This is a genomic window from Sorangium sp. So ce176 (genome assembly GCF_051519835.1).
GTDB lineage: Bacteria > Myxococcota_A > Polyangia > Polyangiales > Polyangiaceae > Sorangium > Sorangium cellulosum_G.
Genome location: NZ_CP150371.1, coordinates 6927592 through 6952857, shown reverse-complemented (window position 1 = coordinate 6952857; position 25266 = coordinate 6927592). Strand labels below are relative to the sequence as shown.

Annotated in this window: 18 protein-coding genes; 11 read left to right on the top strand and 7 right to left on the bottom strand. The window is 71.8% G+C overall.

Annotation, left to right across the window (positions count from 1 at the left end):
- Positions 1-182 precede the first annotated feature (182 nt).
- Together WMF42_RS26000 and WMF42_RS25995 are read left to right on the top strand one after the other, a co-directional pair.
- The gene (locus tag WMF42_RS26000) at positions 183-1022 is read left to right on the top strand and encodes a metallophosphoesterase family protein (protein WP_061610781.1); all 840 of its coding nucleotides are present in this window, start codon (positions 183-185) and stop codon (positions 1020-1022) included.
- The gene (locus WMF42_RS25995) at positions 1023-1763 is read left to right on the top strand and encodes a 4'-phosphopantetheinyl transferase family protein (RefSeq protein ID WP_061610782.1); all 741 of its coding nucleotides are present in this window, start codon (positions 1023-1025) and stop codon (positions 1761-1763) included. It abuts the gene before it with no gap.
- A gap of 35 nt (positions 1764-1798) precedes the next feature.
- Here WMF42_RS25995 and WMF42_RS25990 read toward each other — a convergent pair whose 3' ends face one another.
- Complete coding sequence (locus tag WMF42_RS25990) at positions 1799-3415, bottom strand: metallophosphoesterase (RefSeq protein WP_437685416.1); 1617 nt, start codon at positions 3413-3415, stop codon at positions 1799-1801.
- A gap of 277 nt (positions 3416-3692) precedes the next feature.
- On the opposite strand from WMF42_RS25990, the gene WMF42_RS25985 reads away from it, so the two are divergent.
- The 5 genes from WMF42_RS25985 to WMF42_RS25965 all read left to right on the top strand — a co-directional run bounded on the left by WMF42_RS25985 (position 3693) and on the right by WMF42_RS25965 (position 9819).
- A complete protein-coding gene (locus WMF42_RS25985) occupies positions 3693-4928 on the top strand; it encodes a YncE family protein (protein WP_437685414.1) in 1236 nt (411 codons plus the stop codon).
- A complete protein-coding gene (locus tag WMF42_RS25980) occupies positions 4925-5680 on the top strand; it encodes a c-type cytochrome (protein WP_061610785.1) in 756 nt (251 codons plus the stop codon). The genes WMF42_RS25985 and WMF42_RS25980 overlap by 4 nt, the downstream gene beginning before the upstream one ends.
- 6 nt (positions 5681-5686) lie before the next feature.
- The gene (nth, locus tag WMF42_RS25975) at positions 5687-6316 is read left to right on the top strand and encodes an endonuclease III (RefSeq protein ID WP_061610786.1); all 630 of its coding nucleotides are present in this window, start codon (positions 5687-5689) and stop codon (positions 6314-6316) included.
- 264 nt (positions 6317-6580) lie between these two features.
- The gene (locus WMF42_RS25970) at positions 6581-7633 is read left to right on the top strand and encodes a 3-oxoacyl-ACP synthase III family protein (protein ID WP_061610787.1); all 1053 of its coding nucleotides are present in this window, start codon (positions 6581-6583) and stop codon (positions 7631-7633) included.
- A gap of 503 nt (positions 7634-8136) precedes the next feature.
- On the top strand, positions 8137-9819 hold the full coding sequence (locus WMF42_RS25965) for a protein kinase domain-containing protein (RefSeq protein ID WP_437685412.1): 1683 nt from the start codon (positions 8137-8139) through the stop codon (positions 9817-9819).
- Positions 9820-9855: 36 nt separating this feature from the next.
- On the opposite strand, the gene WMF42_RS25960 is transcribed toward WMF42_RS25965, so the two are convergent.
- Positions 9856-10857: a BON domain-containing protein gene (locus WMF42_RS25960; RefSeq protein WP_437685410.1), complete on the bottom strand. Its 1002-nt coding sequence runs from the start codon at positions 10855-10857 to the stop codon at positions 9856-9858.
- Between the two features lie 208 nt (positions 10858-11065).
- On the opposite strand from WMF42_RS25960, the gene WMF42_RS25955 reads away from it, so the two are divergent.
- Entirely contained in the window at positions 11066-12763 is a 1698-nt protein-coding gene (locus WMF42_RS25955; RefSeq protein WP_061610790.1) for a MutS-related protein, read from the top strand.
- A 54-nt stretch (positions 12764-12817) separates the two neighbouring features.
- The gene (locus tag WMF42_RS25950; RefSeq protein WP_061610791.1) at positions 12818-13801 is read left to right on the top strand and encodes an aldo/keto reductase; all 984 of its coding nucleotides are present in this window, start codon (positions 12818-12820) and stop codon (positions 13799-13801) included.
- Between the two features lie 259 nt (positions 13802-14060).
- Here the strand turns inward: WMF42_RS25950 and WMF42_RS25945 are convergent, their stop codons facing one another.
- Positions 14061-14420 carry a phage holin family protein gene (locus tag WMF42_RS25945; protein ID WP_061610792.1) on the bottom strand — a complete coding sequence of 120 codons (360 nt, stop codon included), beginning with the start codon at positions 14418-14420 and terminating at the stop codon, positions 14061-14063.
- A gap of 113 nt (positions 14421-14533) precedes the next feature.
- Positions 14534-15886: an argininosuccinate synthase gene (argG, locus tag WMF42_RS25940; protein ID WP_061610793.1), complete on the bottom strand. Its 1353-nt coding sequence runs from the start codon at positions 15884-15886 to the stop codon at positions 14534-14536.
- A 229-nt stretch (positions 15887-16115) separates the two neighbouring features.
- Between argG and WMF42_RS25935 the strand changes: the two genes are divergently transcribed.
- Positions 16116-16943 carry a GNAT family N-acetyltransferase gene (locus tag WMF42_RS25935; RefSeq protein WP_437685406.1) on the top strand — a complete coding sequence of 276 codons (828 nt, stop codon included), beginning with the start codon at positions 16116-16118 and terminating at the stop codon, positions 16941-16943.
- Between the two features lie 365 nt (positions 16944-17308).
- On the opposite strand, the gene WMF42_RS25930 is transcribed toward WMF42_RS25935, so the two are convergent.
- The 3 genes from WMF42_RS25930 to WMF42_RS25920 all read right to left on the bottom strand — a co-directional run bounded on the left by WMF42_RS25930 (position 17309) and on the right by WMF42_RS25920 (position 23105).
- Positions 17309-19462, bottom strand: coding sequence for an anthranilate synthase component I (locus WMF42_RS25930; RefSeq protein ID WP_437685404.1), 2154 nt, complete (start codon positions 19460-19462; stop codon positions 17309-17311).
- A gap of 91 nt (positions 19463-19553) precedes the next feature.
- Complete coding sequence (gene pabB, locus WMF42_RS25925) at positions 19554-21731, bottom strand: aminodeoxychorismate synthase component I (protein WP_437685402.1); 2178 nt, start codon at positions 21729-21731, stop codon at positions 19554-19556.
- A 93-nt stretch (positions 21732-21824) separates the two neighbouring features.
- Complete coding sequence (locus tag WMF42_RS25920) at positions 21825-23105, bottom strand: isochorismate synthase (protein ID WP_437685400.1); 1281 nt, start codon at positions 23103-23105, stop codon at positions 21825-21827.
- Between the two features lie 718 nt (positions 23106-23823).
- On the opposite strand from WMF42_RS25920, the gene WMF42_RS25915 reads away from it, so the two are divergent.
- The gene (locus WMF42_RS25915) at positions 23824-25230 is read left to right on the top strand and encodes an ABC transporter substrate-binding protein (protein WP_061613344.1); all 1407 of its coding nucleotides are present in this window, start codon (positions 23824-23826) and stop codon (positions 25228-25230) included.
- Positions 25231-25266: the final 36 nt, after the last annotated feature.

Sequence of the window (25266 nt, the reverse complement as noted above, 5' to 3'; positions counted from 1 at the left end):
TCCGGCGGAATCGGGCGTAAATCGGGCATAAAATTGAGCGTGGCTCGGGGGCGTGGTCCCCCGCTCCGGGGCCGGACGGGGGGAGGGCGGCGGCGCTCGGCAGTGGACGCGCGACGTCGCCCGTGGTCTGTGGGTGGGGCTGGCCGGCCCGCTGGCTCGGCCGCCGGCGACGAGTCGTTAGGATGAAGCTCTTCGCACTCAGTGATCTCCACGTCGGCTATGCGGAGAACCGGTGGGCCATCGAGCGCGTCACGCCGCGGCCGAACGACTGGCTCATCCTCGCTGGGGACCTCGGGGAGACGGAGCAGCACCTGCTCTACGTGCTCGACACGCTGGGCCCGCGGTTCAAGCAGCTCGTGTGGACGCCGGGCAACCACGAGCTCTATACGATGCCGAGTGAGCGCGGCGGGCCGCGCGGGCAGGATCGGTACGATCGGCTGGTCGAGCTGTGCCGGAGCCGCGGCGTGATTACGCCGGAGGACCCCTACGTGGTTTGGGAGGGCGAGGGCGGGCCGCACGTCCTCGCGCCGCTGTTCCTGCTCTATGACTACAGCTTCCGACCGGCCGACGTGCCCGAGCGCGACGCGGTGGCGTGGGCGGTGGAGAGCGGCATCCTCTGCAGCGACGAGGAGCTGCTCGACCCGGCCCCGTACGAGAGCCGGCCGGCGTGGTGCCGGGCTCGCCTCGCGCAGACGGAGGCTCGACTCGCCGCGATCGGAGGGCGCCCCACGGTGCTCATCAACCACTTCCCGCTGCGCGAGGAGCTCGTGCGCTTGCCGCGCATCCCGCGCTTCTCGATCTGGTGCGGGACGCGGCGCACGCACGATTGGCACACGAGGTTCCGCGCGCGCGTGGTCGTGTCGGGCCACCTCCACATCCCGCGCACCGACTGGATCGATGGTGTTCGTTTCGAGGAGGTATCGTTTGGTTATCCGCGCCAGCGCCCCGCCGACCGCACCGCCGACAGGTGCCTGAGGGAGATCCTGCCGGGACCGGCGGCCGCGGCGCGGCCGGAGGCATAGATGCTCGAGATCGGTCCTGGCGCCGCGCACCTCTGGTACGTCTTCTCCGACGCGGTCCGCGACGAGGCCCTGCTCGCGGCGTACCACCGGCTGATGGCGCCGGACGAGGCGACCCAGCAGGCGCGCTTCCTGTTCGCCGGCAACCGGCACGAGTACCTGCTGACGCGGGCGCTCGTGCGCACGGTCCTCTCGAAGTACGCGGACGTCGCGCCCGAGGCGTGGACGTTCGTCCGGAACGAATTTGGCCGGCCCGAGATCGCGGGCCCGCCGGGCGTGCCGCCGCTCCGGTTCAACCTGTCGAACACGCAGGGGCTCATCGCCTGCCTGGTGGCGCTGGACCGCGACGTGGGCGTCGACGTCGAGGACACCGAGCGCGCGAGCAGCGCGACGGAGATCGCCGACCGGTTCTTCTCGCCCGCCGAGGTGCGCGCGCTGCGCGCGCAGCCGCCGGAGCTGCAGCGGGCGCGCTTCTTCGAGTACTGGACGCTCAAGGAGTCGTACATCAAGGCGCGCGGGATGGGGCTCGCGATCCCGCTCGACCGCTTCTCGTTCCACCTGGACGACGGGCCGACCATCGGCATCTCGTTCGATCCGCGGCTCGACGACGACCGCGCGGCCTGGCAGTTCGCGCTCTACCGGCCGTCGGCGCGGCACACGATGGCGGTCGCGCTCCGCCGGGGGAGCGACCCGCCGCTGTCGATCGAGCTGAGGGAGACGGTGCCGCTGCTCGACAGGGGATGAGCCGCGGCGGTCGCCGCCCAGGGGGCGGCGCGCCGTCAGTCCGGCCGCTCGATCGAGAGCTCGACGTTGCGCCACGAGGGGTCGCCGCTGCCGTCGCGGCCGAAGCCGGAGGTTACGTCCACGACGGCGCGACGGCGCCCCTCGGCGGCGACAGGGTCGTCGTCGACGGCGTAGTCGAGGGCGACGCCGCGGATGGCGAGGTGGCCGTTGTCCTCGTCCCAGATCTCGATCACGCGCACCTGGTGCGGGTAGTCGGCGAGCGCGGAGGTCTCGAGCTCCCAGTAGGCGTGCCCGCCGCTCGGCCTCACCTCGGTGACGCGATGCACGTGCGTGTGGCCGGCGAGGTGGAGCAGCACGTTGTCGTAGCGGCCCACGAACGCCTGCCATGCGTCGGGGGTGAGCGCGCCGGGCACGGTGGGCGCGCCCGTCCCCGCGAACGAGCCGTCGCCGAGCAGGCGCGACGCGTGGTGGGAGGCGAGGATGACCCACCTGCCGTCGCGCTGCGCTCGGTCGAGCGCCGGTTCGATGAACCGATCGACGTCGTCCTGGACGATCACGCCGCCCGGCCCGCCGGTCTCGGCGGCCGTGTCGAGCACGACGACGCGCAGGGGCGTGTCCTCCACGTCGAACTCGTAGAACGCCTTGCCGTACGCGCGCGTGTCCGGCCCGATCCCGTGCCCGTCGCCGGACGCCGCGAGCTGATCGAGCAGGGCGGGCCGGCTCAGGAATGCCCGCTGCGGGTCGGGGATGACCTCGCCGGTGACAACCGGGCCGCCGGGGAGCGACCAGTCGCGCGTCCCGCCGTCCGACGTGCTCCCGATGGGTAGCTCGGCGCGGGTGTCCACCGGGAAGTTCCCCTGGTGCAGGACGTCGTGGTTGCCGGTCACCCAGCGCCACGGCACGAGCAGCCCCTCGGCGAAGAACGGGTCCTTGGGATCGTTGCCCGGGCCCTGCACCGGGTCGTCGTCGGCGCCGGAGTCGCACTCGACGCGCTCGGCGCCGTCGAGGATGGCGGTGAACCACGAGATCTCGTTCGTCTGCGCGCTGTCGGCGTTGTCGCCGCCGAGCAGGACGAAGTCGATCGGCGTGCTCCGGTGGAGCGCGTTGATCGTGCGGACGGCGGCGTTGAGGATCCGGCACTCGTGCCCTTCCTGCGGGCGGAACGCCGACGCGAAGGGGCCGGGCCCGTCGAAGATCGCGAGCCGGGCGGGCGACTCGTCGTCGGCGAGCTGGGTGTCGGCGAGGTGGACGAAGCGCGTGAGGCGCCTCGGCCGCGGGCCCTGCGGCGGCGGCGGGGCGCCGTCGAGCGTGGCCGGCGCGAGCGGCTGCCCCGGCCCTACCTCGACCTCGCCGTAGCCCGCCGCGAGCAGCGCCTCGATCTCCGCCGGCACAGCGGGGTTCCTCTCCGGCGGATCGAGCACCGCGGAGCGCGGCACCAAGGTGCGATCGGTCGTCAAGGGCGGCGCGCCGCGGAGCGCCGGCAGCGGCTCCGGCGCAGGGAGGGGCGCTGGCGCGACGGACTCCTCCGACGCGCAGGCCGCGATCGCGAGCGCAAGGAAGAAGAGCGCCGCGGGGCGGCCCCGGCGCACGCGCGGGATCGGCGGCCTGCCGTGCTCTGCCGCGCTGGCGCCCACAGCTCGTGTCTGGATCATCGCTTCCTTACATGACAACACGACAGCGCCTGATCAACCCGATCGAGAAATGTTCACCCTGGCGGTAGCGGCGTTGTCGACGGCGGGCGCCGATGGAGGGCACGAGGGGTGTCCCGAGCGAGCGTGGTGCATCTCACGCCCTGCGGCAGGACGTCGCAGGCGTCACGCGGATGCGTACGAGCGGGCTGAGCCATGGTAGGGCGATGTCGCGGCCCTCGCGCCGGCTGCTGCTAGGATGCGGCGCGTCCGGGCTCCGGGCGCTCTCCCGAGGTCATCCATGGTCCTTTCGCGATTCCTGGGCTGCGCGCTCGCGGCGGCGACGCTGGCGAGCTGCGGCGAGCCCGATCCCATCATCGAGACCCGTTATGATGCGTACGAGGGGGACGCCTACCCGAACCGGCGCCCCGCGATCGAGATCCCCGAGGGGGGAATGGGCGTGGTGAGCGATAGCCTCTCTGACACGATCTCCCTCGTCTCGCTCGCGACGGGAGAGCGGTTCGGCGTTCACCCCGTGGGCCGCGATCCCGTGACGATCGACGGGCCTCATCACGTGGCCGTGGACCCCTCGGGGGACGCCGTCTATGTCGCGCTTTCGTATCCTGCCCTCGCGGGCACGATCGGCCCCCACGCGACCCACGGCGAGAGCGTGATGTCAGGCTATGTCCAGAAGCTCGCGCTCGACGACATGCGCGTCCTCGGGCAGGTGCGCGTCGAGACCAACCCGGGTGATCTCGTGATCTCCGAGGACGGCAGCCGCCTCGTCGTCTCTCATTTCGATCTCAAGCGCGTGATCGACAACCCCGGCGACATCGAGGCGCAGCGCTCGTCTCTCGCGGTGATCGATCCCCAGCAGGTCCTCCTCTCGGGCTCTGCCGAGCCGGTGATCATCCCGGTCTGCAGGGCCGCCCACGGGATCGTCCTCTCGCGCCCGGACGGCGCGCGCGCCTACGTCGCTTGCTATAGCGAGGACGTCCTCGCGATCGTCGACCTCACGGACCCCACCGCCGAGGTGAAGCGGGTGCCCGTGGGGCCGAGCCCGTCCCGCAGCCCCGATCCGTCCTACGGGCCTTACGCCGCCGCGATGTCGCCCGATCAGAAGACCATCGCCGTGAGCAACACGAAGAGCAGGGACGTACGCTTCTTCGATGTCGCGTCGGAGACGTTCGACGATTCCCTGACGATGCCCTTCTTCGGCGCGCCCTACTTCGTCGCGTGGACCGCCGACGGGAGCCGCATCTACGTGCCGACGCAGGTGCCCGACGCGATCACGCTGGTCGGCGTGGACCCGGGGAACAGCGAGGCCGTCTCCCGGCAGCTCTCCGGGGAATGCTTCAGGCCGCACCTCGCGGACCTCGACGAGGAGCACGGGCTCTTCGTCGTCTGCGAGGGGGATCAGACCACCACCCCGGGCCGGGTGCTCCGGCTCGACCCCGCGACGCTGGAGACGCGCAGCGACACCCAGGTGGGCCTCTATCCCGACGCGTTCGCGCGCGTCGCGGCGGAGGCGCCGTGAGGGCGCCCAAAGGCCTCGCGGCCGCGCTCGCCTGCGCGGCGCTCGCCTGTGGCGTCTGCGGATGCACGGGCGATCCCGAGACGAAGATCGTCGACGCGACCGCCGTCGAGCACGGCGCGGCGCTCTTCCGCGACCCGTCCGTCGCGGAGACGAGCTTCAATCGTTATTCGTGCGCTACCTGTCATGAAGCCATCCCCGGCGAGGCGGGGGACGCCATGCTCCCCGGGGCCCCGCTCGCCGGCGCGGTGAATCGCCCGCATTACTGGGGCGGGCAGGAGGTCGATCTCCTCGCCGCGATCAACCATTGCCTCTATTACTTCATGACGAAGGACCTGCCCTGGACCGCCGACGACGAGGCCGCCCAGGCCATGTACGCCTACCTGGAGTCGCTGCCCGGCGACGGCGCGGCGGCCGATGCCGTCCGCTTCACGCCTGTGTTCGCGCTGGGCCAGCCGCCGCCCGGGGACCCGAAGAACGGCGAGCTCATCCACGAGCGCGCCTGCGCCTCGTGCCACGGCCGCGCTCGCTCGGGGGAGGGGAGGCTCGTCGCGCGCGCTCCGGCGCTGCCAGATCAGACGCTCGACGAGCACCCGCTCGGCGAGTACACGGAGGCCGATCGGCTGCTGGTCTTCGTCGAGAAGGTCCGGCATGGGGGGTTCCTCGGCTACGGCGGGCAGATGCCGCCTTTCTCTCTCGAGGTCCTCTCGGACGAGGAGTTCGGCGATCTCCTCTCGTTCTACGAGCTGCCCTGACACGCCGTGAAGCGCGCCGAGAAAGCCGCGAGGATCGGCGAGGTCCTCGATCGATTGTACCCGCAGCCCGCCATTCCGCTCGTCCACGAGGATCCGTATTCGCTCCTCGTCGCGGTGATGCTCAGCGCCCAGACGACGGACAAGATGGTCAACGCGGTGACGCCGGCGCTCCTCGCGCGCGCCCGGACGCCCGCGGAGATGGCGGAGGTGCCTGTCGAGGAGATCGCCCGGCTCATCCGGACGGTCGGGCTCGCGCCCACCAAGGCGAAGAACCTGAAGGCGCTGAGCGAGCGGATCGCGCGCGAGCACGGCGGCGTCGTCCCCGCCTCGTTCGAGGCCCTGGAGGCGCTGCCGGGGGTCGGCCACAAGACGGCCTCGGTGGTCATGGCGCAGGCGTTCGGCCACCCCGCCTTCCCTGTCGATACCCACATTCACCGGCTCGCGTTCCGCTGGGGGCTGTCGTCCGGAAAGAACGTGGTCGAGACGGAGCGCGATCTCAAGCGCACGTTCCCTCCGGAGCAGTGGAACAAGCTCCACCTGCAGCTCATCTATTTCGGCCGCGAGCACTGCCCGGCGCTGCGCCACGACCCGGCGAGTTGCCCCATCTGTAGCTGGGCCGCTCGCCGGCGGCGCTGAGCGCGGCGCCCCTTTGACCCAGCGGGCAGCCGGCGTACGCTGCGGCTGGCGCACGCGTCCCGCCGTCGGGAAGGGCGCCAGGCTATCCGGAGCGCCGGCGGCCGTCAAGCAGGGCGCACCGCGCCGGCGAGGTCAGGAACGCGGGCGCGGGCGCGTTCCGCCGGCCGCTCGCCGCGCCGTGGCATCGCCCGTTTCGCGCGCGCTCCGGTGCGGATCCCCGTCGCCGCGGGCGTGCGGTTCGAGTAAGGCATCCCGGTGGCAAAGATGGGATTTGAGATCATCGGGACGGGGCACCACGTGCCCGGCGAACCTGTCACCAACGACGACCTCGCGCGGGTAATCACGACCTCCGACGAGTGGATCTACCAGCGCTCCGGCATCCGCCAGCGGCATTACGCGCCGGACGGCGTGGGGGTGAGCGATCTGGCGTGCGAGGCGGCGAAGCGCGCCATCGAGTCCGCCCGCATTTCACCGTCGGAGATCGACTACATCCTCTTTGCCACGATGACGCCGGACTACATCTTCCCCGGCTCGGGGGCGCTGCTCGGCGCCAAGCTGGGGATTCCCGGCGTCCCGGCGCTCGACATCCGGCAGCAGTGCGCCGCCATGCTGTTCGGCCTCCAGACGGTCGACGGGCTCATCCAGACCGGGGCCGCGAAGACCGTCCTGTTCGTGGGCGCGGAGGCGCACGCCGGCTTCATGCCCTGGGAGGACTGGGGAGCGCTCGACCCGAAGAACGGCAGGTCCGCGACGCCGGAGGCGCGGGCGCGCGCCGACCGCCACCGGAACCTCGCGGTCCTGTTCGGGGACGGGTCCGGCGCGCTCGTGTTCCGCGCGACCGACCGGGACGCGGGCCTCCGCGCCAACAAGATATGCTCCGACGGGCGCTTCGCCGAGCTCCTCTTCGTTCCGGGCGGCGGCTTCCGCTCGCGCCCGTACTGGAAGCAGGGGTCGTTCGAGGACGACGCGCACATCCCCCGCATGGACGGCCGCGAGCTCTTCAAGTTCGCGGTGACCAAGCTCCCGGCGACCGCGCGGGAGCTCTGCGCCTCTCAGGGCGTCACGATCGAGGACATCGACGTGTTCCTGGCGCACCAGGCGAACGGCCGGATCAACGAGCACATCCGCAAGGATCTCGGCGTGCCCGTCGAGAAGCTCCCGAGCAACATCGACCGGTTCGGCAACACGAGCGGCGCCACCGTGCCCATCCTCCTCGACGAGGAGATGCGCGCTGGCAGGGTGAAGAAGGGGCAGCTCGCCATGGTGCTCGCGCTCGGCACCGGCGTGCACTGGGGCTGCGCGCTCTGGAAGCTGTGAGCCGCTGAGCGGCAGCACGCGCGCCGCCGGCCCGACCCCGCTGCCGAGCCCGGCGCCGATCACGCTCTGCCACCGGACCGGCCCGAGGGTGGAAGCCCTGGAAGCCGTGGAAGGCGCAAGGCCGCACGATTTTCCACGGGAACCACCTGTGGTGGATTGCACGTGGCGTAGCCTTTGTTACCTTTCATCCACCGCCCGCAGCGAACCCGCGTCCGCAGCGCCGTCGACCTGACGCCGGCCTGCGCGGCGCCTCTCCGGCAGATCCGGCCAACACGCGCAGCGGTGAGACGAGCGCGCGCGGCGCAGCACGCGGCGCGGCGCTGCGCTGTGAACCGCCGAACGCCGCGTGAGCGGCTGTGCTCGGATGTCGTTTCGTCTCGCTCTTATACGCACGATTCCCGGCCCTTCATGCCATCGGGGCATGTTGCCTCAGCGACAACAACCGAAACTCTTCGTATTGAGTATTGACTTGGACGCGCAATTATTGAATTTTGCATACTGAGGTGGGTGTGACCGGAGAACACGGAGCGTCGATCTTGAGGGACACGCCGACACAGCTTGGGCTCGGCCGATATCGCCCCATTGCGAAGCTCGGCCGCGGCGGAATGGCCGACGTCTTCCTCGCGATGGCGCACGGGCCGGCTTCGGTGAACAAGCTGGTCGTCGTCAAGCGGCTTCGCAGCTTCGCCGACGAAGAGGATCGACACGTCCTCATGTTCATGGACGAGGCCAAGCTCTCGGCGCGCATGAACCACCCGAACGTCGTCCAGACCTACGAGGTCGGCAGCGATCAGGACGGCTACTTCATCGTGATGGAGTACCTCGACGGGCAGCCGCTCAAGCGCGTCATGAAATCGGCCGTCGACCGGGAGCCGGGCACGGGCGGGCTGGTGCGCGCCACATGGCTCCGGATCGTCGCCGAGGTGCTGCGCGGGCTGCATTACGCGCACGAGCTCTGCGAGTTCGACGGCAAGCCGCTCGGCATCGTCCATCGCGACGTCTCTCCGCACAACATCTTCATCACGTACGACGGCGCGGTGAAGCTCGTCGATTTCGGCGTGGCCAAGGCCGCGGTCAACTCCTCCCGCACCGAGAGCGGGACCTTCAAGGGCAAGCTGACCTATATGGCGCCCGAGCAGGTCACGGCGGGCAAGTCGGTGGATCGCCGGGCGGACATCTTCGCCGTGGGCGTCGTGCTGTGGGAGCTCCTCGCCGGGCGACGCCTGTTCGAGGGCGACCAGATCAGCGTGATGCACCAGCTCCTCCTCGGGAAGCTCCCGCGGCTGTCGACGGTGGTCCCGGGGATCCCGATCGCGCTCGACCAGATCGCCGCGAAGGCCCTCGAGCGCGAGCCGTCGAAGCGCTTCTCGACCGCGCAGGAGATGTGCGATGTGATCGAGAGCTACCTGCAATGGTCGGGCGAGGACGTCCGCAGCGAGTTCCTCGGCGCGTGCATGCGGGGGATCTACGCGGAGAGCAGGGCGACGATTCGCCACCAGATCAAGGCGCAGATCGAGCGGGTGGCCAGGACGTCGGGCCTGAGCGAGCCCTCCGGCCCGGTGACGCTCAGCGGCATCGGTATCGCGATGGGGCCGTCGAGCTCGCGCTCGGGCTCGGGGTCGGCGAGCCGGCTCCCCTTTATCGGGGAGCCGAGCCACCCGGGCGTCGAGCCGCATTCGGGCGCCGAGCGGTATTCCGGCCTCGCGCGGCATTCGGGCATCGAGCGGCCGAGGACGCCCGTGAGCGATTCGGTGAGCCTGCGCGCGACAGCGATGCCGGCGCCCCCCTCGCGGCGCGGGTTCCTTGTCGGAGCGTCCGGGCTGATCGCGCTGGCCGCGGTGGCCGGAGGCGCGCTCTATGCCGCGAGCCAGCGCGCGCCCGTCGCCGCGCCCGCCGCGGCCGCCGCGGCCGCGCCCCAGGCGGCGGTCACGGAGGCTGTCGAGAAGAAGCCCGACGAAGTCCCCAAGGCGAGCGTGGCGATCGCGAGCGACCCGCCGGACGCGATCGTGAGCTGGAAGGGCAAGACGCTCGGCAAGACGCCGCTCAAGACCGAGCTGCCCGTGGGGACACAGGTCGTGGTCGTGTCGAGGTCCGATTGCTTCGATGAGACGATCATGCTGACGCTCGCGCCCGCGGAGACCGTCGAGCGCTCCGTCAAGCTGCGGCCCACGAACTACGCGAAATAGCCCTGTCCGGGGGAGCGCCGCCTCGACCGCCGGCGGTCATGACTCGTTGTGGATGTAGGAGATCACCTTGGTGACGCCATCGGCGTCCATGGCCTCCTTCACCGCCTCGGTCGCCTCCTTGACGCTGGCGACGTTGCCCTGCAGCGTGACGACCCCGTTGCGCACTGTCACGCTGAGCTTCTTCACCGCCTCGTGATCGCTGTTCGCGAGCTTGCCGCCCACCGCGTTGCGGAGCGCCTCGTCGGGCGGCCGCTTGTCCGAGCCCTTGGCCTCCTTGGTGGCGACGACGGAGCCGTCGCGGTTGAAGCTGACCTGATAGTCGTCGTCCTTCGCCGCCTGCGTCCAGGCGTCGCGCGCGCTCGCCACGGCGTTCCCGGGCTGCCCCTTGTCCCTGGCGCCGCCAGCCTGACCCTGCTGCGCCTCCCTTCCTTGCTGGCCACCTTGCTGCGGCGCGGCGTGGTCCCTGGGCGCCGCGGGCTGCCCGGCCTGCTCGCGCCCGGCCTGGCCGCGGTCGTCCTTGAGCGCGCCTGCCTGCTCGCGCCCGGCCTGGGCGCCAGTCTGCTCGCGCCCGGCCTGGGCGCCTGCCTGCTCGCGCCCGGCCTGGGCGCCAGTCTGCTCGCGCCCGGCCTGGGCGCCAGTCTGCTCGCGCCCGGCCTGGCCGCGGTCGTTCTTGAGCGCGCCTGTCTGCTCGCCGACCCTGTTCATCTGGTTGCTGACCTCGCTGCCCACCTGGCGCCCTCGCTCGGCGAGCTGCTCGGCCTTTTCACTCACCTTGTCCGCCTGCTCGCGCGCCTCCTTGCCGAGCTCCTGGCCCTCCCGGGCGAGCTGCTCGGCCTTGTCGCCCAGCCGCTCGGCCTGATCGCGCCCGTCCTGTCCGGGCGGCTGGCGCTGGCCATCGGGCGGCGCGGCCCTGTCGCCGGTCTGGTCCCCTGGCTCGCGGACCGCTCCTTCGGCTCTCTCGCTCTCGCTCCTGCAGGCGGTGCCGAAGAGGGCGAGCGCGAGGATGGTGGGGCCGGAGAACCAGCGTATTCTGCTCATCGTGCAGCGGTAACTCATGGTGCCTCTCCGGCCGTCCACCCAGGCAGACGTCGTGCCATGAACTCGGTCGCCCTCGGCCGTTCGGGAACAACCGCGCGGCGCGCGTGTCGGCACGGCCATGCCGAGAACTCCCCTGGCCACCGCGCGGCGGCGGCGGCAACGGACTCCGGACGAGCGCTCCGGCCCGACGCATCGTAGGCTCGAGGCCGTGAGCGCGGCGTCGCCGGAACCCGTCCTGCCGGACGCCCTGCCCGGGCAGCGCGCGGCGCCGGACCTGCTCTCGCACCGGCCCGCGCTCCGGGTCGACGCGCGCGCGGTCAAGGAGTCGCTGACGTTCGCGTTCGCGGGCGGCGCCCCAGCGGGCGCGTTCGACCGGCACATCGAGTCGGCGTCGCTGCCCGCGTCGACGTGGGACCCGGCGCGCTTCGCGCAGCACGTCTTCCTGCAGGAGCTCATCGTGGGCTGCCTCCACTTCGCGAGCGAGGGGCGCACGTACATCCCGAGCCCGGCGCTGCTCGGCCGCGCGCTCTCCCAGCCGCCGAGCGACAGCGACACCGTCGAGCTCCGGCGCGACGTGTTCCGGGAGCTCGCCGGGTCGGAGGCGCTGCGCCGCGATCTCGGCCGCGCGTACGCGGCGCTCCGCCGCTGGGTGGGCCAGCTCGAGACGATGTCGATCTCCCGCCGGGAGGGCAGCCGGCGCCGGCTGGACATCCTCGTGGCCGCGAAGGAGGCGCTCGACGCGCTGGCCGACGGGTTCGCGGGCGCCCGATCCGGCCTCGCGCGGCTCCGCGCGTTCGGCGCCGCGGTGCGCGAGACGGAGGCGTACCGCCGCCTCGCGGACCTGCTCGCGTACGACGAGGAGCTCGCGACGCTGGATGTCCGGATCCGCGTCGGCCCCGACGGCCACGTGCGCGATCTCCGCGCGCTGTCGATCCGCGAGAACGCCGGGAACCGCTTTTACCAGTCGCCGATCGGGCGCGTCGTCACGAAGCTCGTGATGCTGTGGCGGGGGTACAGGTTCAGCGACGACGAGCTGCTCACCCGCTATGTCAACAGCGTGTTCGAGGGCGTCGAGGACGAGCTCGTCGCGCTCGTCCAGCTCCTCGGAGATCTCGAGTTCTACCTCGCGGGCCTCGCGCTGCGCGATCGCGCCCGCGCGGCCGGGCTCTCCGTCTGCCTGCCCGAGCTCGCCTGGCCAGGCGGCGCGCGCGACGAGGCCCCAGCGCGCGAGCTCAGGGGGCTGTTCAACCCGCTCCTGCTCGCGAGCGCGGCGAGCATCGTGCCGTGCGACATCGCGACAGAGCGCCACGACGCCACGGTCATCGTGACCGGGCCGAACTCCGGGGGGAAGACGCGGCTGCTCGAGGCGCTCTCGCTCGCGCAGATGCTGGGGCAGGCGGGCTTCTTCGTGCCGGCCGCGGAGGCCCGCCTCTCGCCGTGCCACGGGCTGTTCGTGTCGCTGATCGAGCAGGCGCAGGCGGACCAGAGCGAGGGGCGCCTCGGGATGGAGCTCCTGCGCATCCGGTCGCTGTTCGAGGCGATGCAGGTCGGCGACATGGTGGTGCTCGACGAGCTCTGCTCCGGCACGAACCCGTCCGAGGGGGAGGAGATATTCCAGCTCGTGATCTCGCTCCTCGGGGAGCTCCGCCCTCAGGCGTTCATCACGACGCATTTCCTGGAGCTCGCGGCGCGGCTCGAGCGGGAGCGGCCTGTCGATGGGCTCGTGTTCCTGCAGGTCGAGCTCGATGCGCAGCAGTGGCCGACGTACCAGTTCGTCCGCGGGGTGGCCCGGACCTCGCTCGCGCAGCGGACCGCGGCGCGGCTCGGGGTCACGCGCGAGGAGCTCGTCGCGCTCGTCGAGCGCAGCAAGCGAGCGCACCGCCGCCGCGAGGTAGAGCCCGACTGATCGCGGGCACGGCGCGCTCGCCGCGAGCGGAGAAATCTGGTTGTATGCGCCGCCATGGAATATCGATCTCTTGGCAGAACGGGCTTCCGCGTCTCCAGGGTGAGCTTCGGTGCCTGGGCGATCGGGGGCACCTGGGGCGACGTCGACGACAAGGAGTCGCTCGCCTCGCTGCACCGGGCCGTCGAGCGCGGCGTGAACTTCTTCGACACCGCGGACGTGTACGGCGACGGCCGGAGTGAGCGGCTGCTCGCGCGGCTCCGGCGGGAGCGGCGCGAGGAGATCGTCATCGCGACGAAGGCGGGCCGGCGGCTGAGCCCCCACAACGTGGCCAGCTACAGCGGCGAGAACCTGACGGCCTTCGTCGAGCGCAGCCTGAAGAACCTCGAGACGGAGGCGATCGACCTGGTGCAGCTGCACTGCCCGCCGACGGACGTCTATTATCGGCCCGAGGTGTTCGATGTCCTCGATCGGCTGGTGAAGGCGGGCAAGATCCGTTTTTACGGCGTCAGCGTCGAGCGGGTGGAAGAGGCGCTGAAGGCGATCGAGTACCCTGGCGTGCAGTCGGTGCAGATCATCTACAACGTGCTCCGGCAGCGCCCGGCCGAGCTGCTCTTCCCGGAGGCGGAGCGCCGGCAGGTAGGGATCCTGGCGCGACTGCCGCTCTCCTCGGGGCTGCTCACCGGGAAGATGAGCGCCGCGACGAAGTTCGCCGCCGACGATCACCGCAGCTTCAACCGCGAGGGCGCGGCGTTCGACAAGGGCGAGACGTTCTCTGGGGTCGACTACAACCTGGGCCTCGAGATCGTCGAGGAGCTCCGCCCGCTCGTGCCCCCCGGCGTGAGCATGGGCGCGTGGACGATGCGGTGGATCCTCATGCAGGACGCGGTGACGTGCGTCATCCCCGGCGCGAAGCGCCCTGATCAGGTGGACCAGAACGCGAGCGCCGCGGACCTGCCCGCGCTGCCGCAGGAGACGATGGCGAAGATCCGAGAGATCTACGACCGCCGGCTCCGGCCTGTGATTCACCAGCGCTGGTAGGGCACCGACGAGGACGCGCCGCGGCCGGCCGGGGCCGCGGGCGTCCGCGCGCGCGTGGCGCGCCGCGCGCGCGGAAGGCGCCCACCACCGCGCTGCCCTCGCCGGACCCCCTGACGGACCACGATGTCCGTGGAGGCTGAGCAGAGCACGAGCGACGTGGGCAGGTGCGCTGTGACAGGATCGAGGAGATGAGGAGTCCGCCGCGGCCGGCGTGATGAGGATGGAGGCGCAGGAGCGCTCGACTCCCGGCCGGTGGAGCTCAGAGGATGCGCGGCAGGAGCCACCCGGCGAAGGAGATGAGGGCGGCCGTGCCGAAGAGCGATCCGAAGCCGCGGATCTCGAAATCGTCGATCAGCTTGTCCGTCGCCCAGAGCAGCACGGAGTTCACGAGGAGGCCGAAGAAGAGGTAGGCCAGGCCGAGCGTGACGATGGCGGCGGGCAGGAGCGCCACCGCGACAAGGAACTTCACGAGCCATCCGAGCAGGAGGTTGAGGAGCGTGAACACGGCGGCGACGACGAGCGCCGTCCCTGTCTTGCGGATGCGCACGCCAGGCATGAGCTTCGTTCCTACGAGGACCGCGATGCCCGCGGCGAGTGCCTGGATGATGAGCGTCTTCATGACCACCTCCCTGGGCCGGCGCCGCTCGGGGCGGGCCGGGGTTTGCCCGTTCTTGGTGACCCAGGCGCGGGCCGGGCGCAACCTCGCCGGTCAGGCAGGGGCTCGCCTGCCGGTCACTGCTTCGGCTTGTCGCCGCCGAGCAGCTCGCCGATGGCGGGGGCGCCGCCCGGGCCGAGGGCCTGCGTGCTCTCGATGAGGTGGATCAGGAACTGGCGGTTGTCCGTCACCGAGAGGTTCTGGAGCTCGAGCGCGCCGATGCGGTCCTCGGGGGTGAAGTAGGCCTCCTCGACCTTCTCCATCGAGAGTTTGTCCGGCGCATAGGCCATGTAGTCGGCGCGCGTGTTGGTGATGCTGTAGTCGTCGCCGCGGCGCAGCTCGAGCGTCACCTCGCCGGTCACGCCGGGCGCGATCCAGCGCGAGAGCGCGTCCTTCAGCATCATCGCCTCGGGGTCGTACCACTTGCCCTCGTAGAGCAGCCGCCCGAGGCGGCGGCCCTGGGTGAAGTACACGTCGAGGGTGTTCTCGTTGTGGATCGCGGACAGCAGCCGCTCGTACACGGCGTGGAGGAGGGCCATGCCCGGCGCCTCGTAGATGCCGCGGCTCTTCGCGTCGATGACCCGGTTCTCGATCTGGTCGCTCATGCCGAGCCCGTGGCGGCCGCCGATGCGGTTGCACTCGACGAACAGCTCGAACAGCGAGCCGAAGCGCTTGCCGTTGATGGTGGCCGGGACGCCGCGCTCGAAGCCGAGCGTCACCGTCTCGGCCTCGATGGCGACCTCCGGCCGGAAGGACGCGACGCCCATGATCGGGTGGACGATCTTGATCCCGGTGTCCAGGCGCTCGAGGTCCTTCGCCTCGTGCGTCGCGCCGAGCACGTTGGCGTCGGTGCTGTAAGCCTTCTCCGTCCCCATGCGGTAGGGCAGCCCGTGGCGCTCGAGGTACTCGCTCATCTCCTTGCGCCCGCCGAGCTCACCCACGAATTTCGGGTCGAGCCAGGGCTTGTAGATCTGGAGCGAGGGGTCGACGAAGATGCCATAGCGATAGAACCGCTGGATGTCGTTGCCCTTGTGCGTGCTGCCGTCGCCGAAGACGTGGACGTCGTCGTCGCGCATCGCGCGCACGATCGCGGTCGTGGTCACGGCGCGGCCGAGCGGCGTCGTGTTGAAGTACTTCTTGCCGCCCGTCGAGAGGTGGAAGGCGCCGCACTGGATGGCGAGGATGCCCTCGCGGACGAGCGCCTCGCGGCAGTCCACCAGCTTCGCGGAGACCGCGCCGTGCTGCAGGGCGATCGGCGGGATGTCGCCGGGGGAGTCCTCGTCCGGCTGCGCCAGATCGGCGGTGTACGCATGCACCTTGAGCCCGTTGCGCGTCAGCCACGCCACCGCGCAGCGCGTGTCGAGCCCGCCCGAGAAGGCGATGCCGAGGTGGGTGCCGGCCGGGGGAAGGGAACGGAAGATCCTGCTCATGGCGGCGCAGCATAGCCACATCGCCCGCGCACACGCGAGCGTAGATCGCGCGGCGCGGGAGCCCCGGACGGCGGCCGCGGAGCGCGCCGCCCGGTCGGCGGCGTAGCGCGGCCGCCCGCTGTCGTCGCGCGGCCGCCCGCTGTCGTCGTCGCGCGGCCGCCCGCGGGCGGGTCGGACTAGGATGGAGGGCTCCTTCTCACGCCATCCTGCTCGCCGATGAGGTGCACCCATGCCGAAGCTGTCGTACGCCGAGATTGCCCGGATCGAGGAGCGCCGCCTGGCGCTCGGCACCGCCGCCGTTGTCGCCTGCGCGGAGCCCGTCGCGGGCGGGTGGATGGCCTTTGATGGCGAGGGCTCCTGGGGCAACTTCGCCGTGGGGCTCGGGCTCGACGGTCCCGTCTCCACCGAGGAGCTCGATCGGCTCGTCGCGTTCTACACGACGCGCGGCGCGGAGCCGCAGATCCAGGTCTGTCCGTTCGCGCACGAGTCGCTGGTGCGCGGCCTCGCCGAGCGGGGCTTCGTGCTGCGCGAGTTCGAGAACGTGCTGGCGCGCGAGATCGCGACGGACGAGGACCTCCGCGCGCTGCTGACGCACGGCGGCCCCGACGGGCTCGAGATCGTGCGCGTCGACCCCGCGGACGAAGCGCAGGTCCGGGTGTTCATCGAGGTCTCGACGAGCGGCTTCCGCCCCGAGGGAGAGCCGATCACGCCGGCGCTCTTCGATGTCACCCGCCGCCTCGTCGCGCACCCGGGTTGCGACTCGTACCTGGCGCTCATCCACGGCGAGCCTGCCGGCGGCGGCTGCGTGGAGGTCTCCGGCGAGGGCGCCGCGCTCTTCGGCGCCTCGGTGCTCCCCCGCTTCCGCGAGCGCGGCATCCAGCAGGCGCTCATCGTCCGTCGGCTGGAGCGGGTGCGCGACAGGGGTTGTCCCCTGGCGTGCATCAGCGCGAGCCCCGGCATCCCCACGGAACGCAACGCCATGCGGCTCGGGTTCTTCATGGCGTACAGCAAGGGTGTCTTCATGCGGCGGAGCGAGAATTCGCAGCAGTCCACCTGAGCGCTCCCCGGGCGCCGCGGAGCCGCGCATTTGCAGGAGTGCAGCTCCGTCCTTGCAGAAGCGAAACAATCGCCCCGGACATCCATGCGAATTGCCCGGCAATCAAAGAAACGCGCCGTGGCATGCCCGGTGCATTAAGACAATGCAGCGTCGCTGGCGCGGCCTCTCCCCCCCCGAGGCCCCGGCGGCGCTTTTTCATTTTGTGGTCTCAGCGCGGTCAGGCGCTTTCGCGTTGCGAGGCGCGCGGGGAGGGCCGATACCGAGCGGGTCCTCAGCGGCTCCACGGTAGGCCCCGTGAGAGGGAGTCCGCGGCGCGGCGGACTCCCCCCTTCACGGGGCCGGGCGACCCGGACCCCCCTCGCGCGTCACCGCCCGCCAGCCCGCCGCAGCTCGGTCACCGCGTTCCGCACCAGCCGGAGCCCCACGTTGTCGTCCTGCGACAGGATCGACTCCGGGTGGAACTGCACCGCCGCGATCGGCAGCTCCGCGTGCTCGATCGCCATCACGACCCCGTCCTCGGTCTCCGCCGTGATCTTCAGCGATGGCGGCAGCGCGTCCCGCAGCGCGTAGAGCGAGTGGTAGCGCCCCGCGTGGAACTCGCGCGGCAACCCCTCGAAGAGCCGCCCGCCGAGCACGCGCACCTTCGACGCCTTGCCGTGCATCGGGTAGTCGAGGATGCCGAGCTTGCCGCCGAAATGCTCGACCATCCCCTGCAGGCCGAGGCACACCCCGAAGACGGGAAGCCGCCGCTCGAGCAGCGCCGACAGCGTCCCCGAGAGATCGAAGTCGCTCGGCGTCCCCGGCCCGGGAGAGAGCACAACGAGGTCCGGCGCATAGCTGTCGAGCTCGCCGTGAGGGAAGCCGGCGCGGAGCGTCACCACCTCGGCGCCCGTCTGCCGGAAGTAGTTCGCCAGCGTGTGCACGAACGAGTCCTGATGATCGACGAGCAGCACCTTGAGGCCGGCCCCCGGCGCCGCGCCGAGCGCCGCCGGCGCCTGCGCGGGGACGCCGCGCGGCCTCCGGATCGCGTCGAGCAGCGCCGACGCCTTCACGTGCGTCTCGCGCTCCTCCTCGTCGGGATCGGAGTCGTAGAGCAGCGTCGCGCCCACCCGGACCTGCGCCACGCCGTCCTTGACCCGGATCGTGCGCAGCGTGAGCCCCGTGTTCATGCTGCCGTCGAAGCCGACGATCCCGACCGCGGCCCCGTACCACGCGCGCGGCGAGCGCTCGTGATCCTCGATGAACTGCATGGCCCAGGCCTTCGGCGCGCCGGTGACCGTGACCGCCCATGTGTGCGCCAGGAACGCGTCGAGCGCGTCGAACCCCTCGCGCAGGCGGCCCTCGATGTGATCGACCGTGTGGATCAGCCGCGAGTACATCTCGATCTGCCGGCGCCCGATCACGCGGACGCTCCCGGGCACGCAGATGCGGGACTTGTCGTTGCGATCGACGTCCGTGCACATCGTCAGCTCCGACTCGTCCTTCGCGGACGCGAGCAGGCGCGCGATCTGCGCCGCGTCGGCGATCGGGTCGCTGCCGCGCGGGATCGTGCCGGAGATCGGGCACGTCTCGACGCGATCGCCCTCGACCCGCACGTACATCTCCGGCGAGGCGCCGACGAGGTACTCGGACTCGCCGAGGTTCATCAGGAAGCCGTAGGGCGCCGGGTTGCGCTCGCGCAGCCGGTAGAACAGCTCGGTGGGCGGCACCGGGCAGGGCTCGTAGAGCGTCTGGCCAGGGACGACCTCGAAGAGATCGCCCCGCTTGAACGACTCGCGCGCGAGCCGGACGAGCTCGGCGTACTCGCCCGGCGCGTACTCGTTCTGCGGCGCGCGATCCGCGCCGACATAGGCCCGCGCCGCGCCCTCGCGCGGCAGCCCCTCGGTCGAGCGATCGCCGCACGTGAGCTCATAGCGCGTGCGCGTCGCGCGCTCGCGGCGGTGATCGACGGCGACGACCTCGTCGGGCAGGTAGAGCACGAGATCCCGCTGATCCGCCGGGCGCTCGAGGCGGAGCCGGATCGGCTCGAACTGGAAGGCGAGGTCGTACGCGAACGCGCCGTACAGCCCGAAGAGCGGATCGCCCGGGGCGCTGAACAGCTCGATGAGCCGCCGCAGCACCGAGAATATCGACGGCTGGCGGCTGCGCAGCTCCTCGGGCACCCGCTCGCCCGGCGGCCGGACGGCGCCGACCACCTCGTCCCCGCGGCGCTCGATGGCCGCGACCGCGTCGAGATCCCCGAGCGCCTCGTCGATGGCCGGGAGGATCACGCGCCCGCGCTCGTTCAGCGCGGTGAACCGGAAGTCGCGGCCCCGGGAGACGAGCACGAGCGGCGGATCGATGAAGCCGATGTCCCATCGCGTGTACCGGCCGGGAACCTCGTAGCTGGACGCCAGGACCACGCCGAGGTGGCTGTCGAGCGCCTCCACGATGGGCTGGATCGCGCCGTCGACGGCGAGCTCCTCGACCACCCGCCGCACCGCGACTCCCTTCCGCGTAACGTTGCTCTCTCGTTTCAAGACCGCGTCTCCTCCTGCGCGGCGAGTATATGCGGTGCGGCATGCGCGCGGCACCGGCTTCTTCGCAGCGGGCAAGCGTTCGTCAGGCACGTCATCCGCGCGATGCCCTCGGCGGACGCGGGCGATGCGCGCCCTGCGCGGACGCTCGATCGGCGTCCGCGGCGCGCTCGGCGAGGTAGACGGCGCGGAGCAGCGGGAAGCTTTTGACGAGGACCTCCTCGTACTCGGCCTCGGGGCTCGACTCCGCGACGACCGCGCCGCCGCTGCCGAAGCTGACCCCCTCGGCGTCGGCGACGAGCGTCCGGATGGCGATGTTCATATCCATGGGACCCTCGAAGGCGAGGTACCCGATGGCGCCCGTGTACACGCCGCGCGTGCGCCGCTCGAGCGCGTCGATGATCGACGTCGTCCGGTGCTTCGGCGCCCCCGTGATCGATCCGCCGGGGAAGCACGCCTCGAGCGCGTCGAGCGCGCCGCGCCCCTCGCGCAGCGCGCCCGTGATCACCGAGGAGAGCTGGAGCAGGGTCGCGTGCTCCGTGACCCGCATCAGCTCCTCGACCTCGATCGATCCCATCGCGCACACCCGGCTGAGGTCGTTGCGGACCAGGTCGATGATCATGAGCAGCTCGGAGCGGTCCTTGTCGCTCGTCGCGAGATCGCGGCGCAGGGCCTGCGTCTCTTCCTCGGTGGCGCCCCTCGGCCGCGTCCCCTTGATCGGCTCGCTGCGCACGCGCCGCGCCCGATCGACCGAGAGGAACCGCTCCGGCGACGACGACAGCACCGCGCCTCCCGGCAGCCTGAGGTAGGCCGAGAACGGCGCGGGGTTCGTGCGGCGCAGGACGCGGTAGAGCGCGAGCGGATCGAGCGAGGTCCGCACGTGGAACTCGTTGGTGAGGCACACCTCGTACGTCTCGCCGTCGTGGATCTCGGCGAGGATCGCCCGCGCGGCGTCGAGGTGCTCCCTGCGCGAGAGGCGCTGCGACAGCGCGAGGCCCGCGGCGAAGCCCTCCGGGACGGGCGGGAGCGCCGGCTCGGCGAGGTCCGGGAGGCCCTGGAGCCGCGCCGCGACGTCGTCGAGCCACGCGTCGCACGAGGGCGACGGCGCGGCGATCGGCGGCGGCTCGCCCGCGTCGATCGCGCACGCGTACACAGCGCGCTCGACGTGGTCGAAGGCCAGGAGTCGCCGCGCGATCATCATCGCGCTGTCGGGGAGCGCGCGGCGCGGGTGGGCGGACGCGCCGAAGCCGAGGTGCTCCTTGAGCTCGTAGCCGAGGTAGCCGACGAGCCCGCAGGTGAAGGGGAACGGAAGGCCGCTCGGCTCGAGCGACACGGACGCGAGCTCCCGCCGCAACGCCGCGAACGGGCTCCCCTCGGACAGGGCCGGGGTGAGCAGGCCCCCCGGGCCGCCGGCGCTCCAGCGCGTCACGGCGGCGCCGTGGCTCTCGATCGCCTCGGCCGCGCTCCCCATGAACGAGAAGCGGCCGTCGCTCCCGGGCGCGCTCGAGTCGAGCCAGAACGCGTACGGCGCCGCGGCGAACAGCCCGGCGAAGGTCCGCTCCGGGTCGACCCAGGGGAGCCGGACGTGACGCACGCGGCCGCGCCCCGACGCGCGCGCCAGGTCGCCAGCCGCGGCCGCGGGCGCGCGCGCCGCCGCCGCTTCCCCTGGGCGCGCGGCGCGCGCAGCGCGCGCGGCGATCTCACGGAAATTGCTAAGGATTTTTCTGCCGTACTCGGTGCCGATCGACTCGGGGTGGAACTGCACGCCGTGGAACGGCCGGTCCTTGATCTTGAGGGCCATGATGAGCCCGTCGCCGCGCGTCCGCGCGGTCACCTCGATCTCGGCCGGGAGGTCGTCGTCGCTGACGATGAGCGAGTGGTAGCGCACCACCTTGAACGGGCTGGGCACGCCCTCGAACAGCCCGGCGCCGCCGTGCTCGACCTCCGCGACCTTGCCGTGCATCACCCGCGGCGCGTGCCGGACGCGACCGCCGAAGCGCGCCGCGAGCCCCTGGTGGCCGAGGCAGACCCCGAGGATCGGCGTGTCGGCGAGCGCCTCGATCACCTCCGCGCAGACGCCGAAATCGGCCCGGCGCTCGGGGCGGCCGGGGCCGGGGGAGATGACGATGCTGTCGACATCGAGGTCCCTGATCTCGGCGAGCGAGAGGCTGTCGTTCCTGACGATGATCGGCTCCTCGCCGTTCACCTCCCAGAGGTACTGCCCGAGGATGTGGGTGTACGAGTCGTAGTTGTCGATGAGGAGTGTCTTCACGGCGAAGCTCCCCTGGGGGCCCTCGCGGAGGCCGTCAACGCGGGCGAGCCGGCGCGGGACCGGCGTGGAGGAGGCGCCAGCGCGGCCCCGGCATCAGGGGCGGATGAGGGCCGCGAGCATGGCCTGCAGCTTGAGCTGCGTCTCCACGAGCTCGGCCTCCGGGCTGGAGCCCGCGACGACCCCGACGCCGGCGACCATCCGCGCGCGGGCGCCGTCGACGGTGGCGCTGCGGATACCGATGAACCAGTCGCCGTCGCCGCGCGCGTCGACCCAGCCCGCGAGCCCGGCGTAGAGCCCGCGCCGGATGCCCTCGTGCGCGCCGAGCCACGCCTCCGCGGCGTCGCGCGGCGTGCCGCACACGGCAGGCGTCGGGTGCAGCCGCGCGGCGAGCGTGAGCGCGTCCGGCGCCGCCTCGTTGAGCTGGCCGTGGATCGACGTGCCGAGGTGCATCACGTTGCGGAGGCTCAGGATCGACGGCTCGCCCGGCACGTCGAGCGACGCGCACTCCGGCGCGAGCGCGGCGGCGACGGCCTCGACCACGAAGCGGTGCTCGCGCTGGTCCTTGGCCGACCTCCGGAGGACCTCGGAGAACCGGCGGTCGGCGTCGACGTCGGCGGAGACAGCGTAGGTGCCGGCGAGCGGGTGCGACGAGACGGCGCGCGCGCGGCGCGAGAGCAGGAGCTCCGGGCTCGCGCCGAGGAAGCCGTCGAAGTGGAAGATCGCGCACGAGGGGTACAGCGCGGTCAGGCGGCGCAGGACCTCCTCGACGACGATGGGCCGGTTCGCCTCGACGTCGACAGCGCGCGCGACGACGACCTTGGAGAGGTCCCCGCGCTGGATGTCGGCCACGGCGCGCGCGATGCGCCCGCACCACTCGTCGTGCGGGACCGCCGACTTCAGCGTGAAGCTGTCGGGCGAGCGCCGGTGGCCCTCGGCCCGCTCGAGGTGCGGCGCGGGCGCGGCGCCCTCGCCGATGGTGGTGACCCACGCGGTCCCGTCGGGGGCCGCGCCGACGAGCTGGGCGGGGATGACGAGCGCGGCCGGCTCCGTCCGGTCGAAGGGCAGGGCTCCGAGCGCCACCGGGCCGCAGCCAGGGCGGCCCACGGCGTCGGTCGCGCCGATCGACGAGAGCACCTCCTGGATCCACGCGACGCCGCCCTCGATGCCGTGCGGCAGCTCCAGGCGGGCGGCGACCCCGTGCGCGATGAGCTGCGCGCTGGGGTGCATCCAGACGCGCGCGCTGTCCCCGGCGAGCGACGAGATGCCGCCGGGCATCCTCGCGAGCGTGTCAGCGTCGAGCCGGACGGTGCGGGCGACCAGCCGTGCCGCCTGGCGGGGGGCATCGGCCGGAGAGGAGAGCGTCAGGGGGGTCATTCACAGCCTGCGCAGGCCGGTTCGGGCTCGTCCTGCTCGGCAGGAGCAGTCTGGAGCCAGCAGGCCGTGCGCCCGCGGCACCATGCCGGATCGCGAGCGCCGGCCGCACAGCGTCGGCTCTACCGCCTCCGGATGGGCTCCGCAAGCGCAAAGCAGCCGGCGCGCCGGGCGCGTGAGACGGCGATTCATCGCGAAAGCTGCGCGCTCCGGCGCGCTTCCGCCGTTCGCGCAACGCGTGCGCGCTCGCCGGCGCGCGACGCGCGCGTCGTACCTCGCGCGATCCGCTCGCCTCGCGTCGCGCAACGCGCGTGCGCCCCGCCTTCGTGCAACCCCGCTCGCGCACCGTTGCGAGTCCGCCCTTCGGGCAACGCGCACGCGGTTCGCCTTCGCGTCGCGCCTTCGCCTTCGCGTCGCGCCTTCGCGTCCGCGTCGCGCGTGCGCGCGGCGCGGACGCGCATGCGTCTCGCGCCCGCTTCGCTGCGGCGTGGCGCGTCGAGCAGAGCGGTAAGGCTTCGTCCTTATCCGTGATCAGGCGCCTCCCGACCGCGAACCCGTCGCGGACAGGCGGCGCGATCGCTTGCCCCCGAGCGCGTATCTGTTCGATGCTGCCGCGGGGCCTCATCCTTCGCGGCGCTCGTGAGCGGCGCGTCTCGACAGCACCGAGGGGCCCTCGGAACCGTGCAAATTCCCTGGAACTGAGCTCAGAAAGGATCCTGCGATGGACCTCACCCGGCAGCATGACCTCCGCGCATGGCGCCCCACCGCGCTGCTCCTCCTCCTCGTCGGTCTGTGCGCCTGCCGCGGCGGCGACAAGAGCCCGCCTTCCGGCGAGAGCCGCCCTGGCGCCGCCGCTTCGACCGCGGCCGCGGTCGCGGAGGCGCCGGGCGAGAAGGCGATCAAGGCGCAGCCGCCCGCGGTGCCGAACGCCGCCGAGGCGAAGAAATACGCGGGGGCCAAGCTCAAGTATTACGGCGAGTCCGTGGGCGTCGGCGCCGAGCTCGACAAGACGATGATCCAGCAGTTCCAGCAGGACACCGGCATCCAGGTGACCATCATCCCCCGGCCGAAGGGCGCGACCGAGACCTACTCCGTCTACCAGCGCCTGTTCCAGGCGCAGTCCGGCGACGTCGACGTGATGATGCTGGACGTCATCTGGCCCGGCGCGTTCGCGCAGAACCTCGCCGATCTGACCGGGAAGCTCGGCGAGGCGGCGAAGCAGCATGTCGAGAGCATCGTCCAGAACAACACGATCGACGGCAAGCTCGTGGCGATGCCGTGGTTCACCGACTTCGGGCTGCTCTACTACCGCACCGACCTGCTGACGAAGCACGGCTACTCGAAGCCGCCGGAGACGTGGGACGAGCTCGAGCAGATGGCGAAGAAGATCCAGGACGGGGAGCGGGCGCAGAACCCGAACTTCATCGGCTACGTCTGGCAGGGCAAGGCGTACGAGGGGCTGACCTGCAATGCGCTGGAGTGGATCGCCTCGCACGGCGGCGGCGCCATCATCGAGAACGGCAAGATCACGGTGAACAACCCGAACGCGCAGAAGGCGCTCGCGCGCGCCAGGGGCTGGGTGGGCTCGATCTCGTCCGCCGGCGTGACGAGCTACGAGGAGGAGGACGCCCGGAACACGTTCCAGAGCGGGAACGCCGCGTTCATGCGCAACTGGCCCTACGCGTACTCCGCGGGCAACGCCGAGAAGTCGCCGATCAAGGGCAAGTTCGCTGTGGCCCCGCTGCCGCACGAGCCCGGCCAGAAGAGCGCCGCCGCGGTCGGCGGCTGGCAGCTCGCCGTCTCGAAATTCTCGCAGCAGCAGGACGCGGCGATCGAGCTCGTCCGCTACCTGGCGAGCCCGGAAGGGCAGAAGTTCCGCGCGCTCGCGGCGTCGCTCATCCCGACGGTCCGATCGGCGCTCGAGGATCCGGAGGTGGTGAAGGCGATGCCTTTCCTGGAGAGCGCGAAGGACCTCTGGCTGGTGCCGCGCCCCTCGAACAGCACCGGCCCGCGCTACAATGAGGCATCCATCGCCTTCTTCCAGGGGGTGAGCGAGGTCCTGCAGGGCAAGGATCCGAAGGCGGTGCTCGGCCAGGTGGAGCAGCGCCTCACGCGCACGCTCAGGTAACCGCCGCGGAGGTCGCGCCTCCGGCGGCCGCGCGCT

Bases quoted from the DNA above. Each gene is read 5' to 3' on its own strand.
- WMF42_RS26000 (WP_061610781.1), top strand. From the start codon at position 183: ATGAAGCTCTTCGCACTCAGTGATCTCCACGTCGGCTATGCGGAGAAC.
- WMF42_RS25915 (WP_061613344.1), top strand. From the start codon at position 23,824: ATGGACCTCACCCGGCAGCATGACCTCCGCGCATGGCGCCCCACCGCG.
- WMF42_RS25990 (WP_437685416.1), bottom strand. From the start codon at position 3,415: ATGATCCAGACACGAGCTGTGGGCGCCAGCGCGGCAGAGCACGGCAGG.
- WMF42_RS25960 (WP_437685410.1), bottom strand. From the start codon at position 10,857: ATGAGCAGAATACGCTGGTTCTCCGGCCCCACCATCCTCGCGCTCGCC.
- WMF42_RS25945 (WP_061610792.1), bottom strand. From the start codon at position 14,420: ATGAAGACGCTCATCATCCAGGCACTCGCCGCGGGCATCGCGGTCCTC.
- WMF42_RS25970 (WP_061610787.1), top strand. From the start codon at position 6,581: ATGGGATTTGAGATCATCGGGACGGGGCACCACGTGCCCGGCGAACCT.
- WMF42_RS25995 (WP_061610782.1), top strand. From the start codon at position 1,023: ATGCTCGAGATCGGTCCTGGCGCCGCGCACCTCTGGTACGTCTTCTCC.
- WMF42_RS25920 (WP_437685400.1), bottom strand. From the start codon at position 23,105: ATGACCCCCCTGACGCTCTCCTCTCCGGCCGATGCCCCCCGCCAGGCG.
- WMF42_RS25935 (WP_437685406.1), top strand. From the start codon at position 16,116: ATGCCGAAGCTGTCGTACGCCGAGATTGCCCGGATCGAGGAGCGCCGC.
- WMF42_RS25950 (WP_061610791.1), top strand. From the start codon at position 12,818: ATGGAATATCGATCTCTTGGCAGAACGGGCTTCCGCGTCTCCAGGGTG.
- argG (WP_061610793.1), bottom strand. From the start codon at position 15,886: ATGAGCAGGATCTTCCGTTCCCTTCCCCCGGCCGGCACCCACCTCGGC.
- WMF42_RS25985 (WP_437685414.1), top strand. From the start codon at position 3,693: ATGGTCCTTTCGCGATTCCTGGGCTGCGCGCTCGCGGCGGCGACGCTG.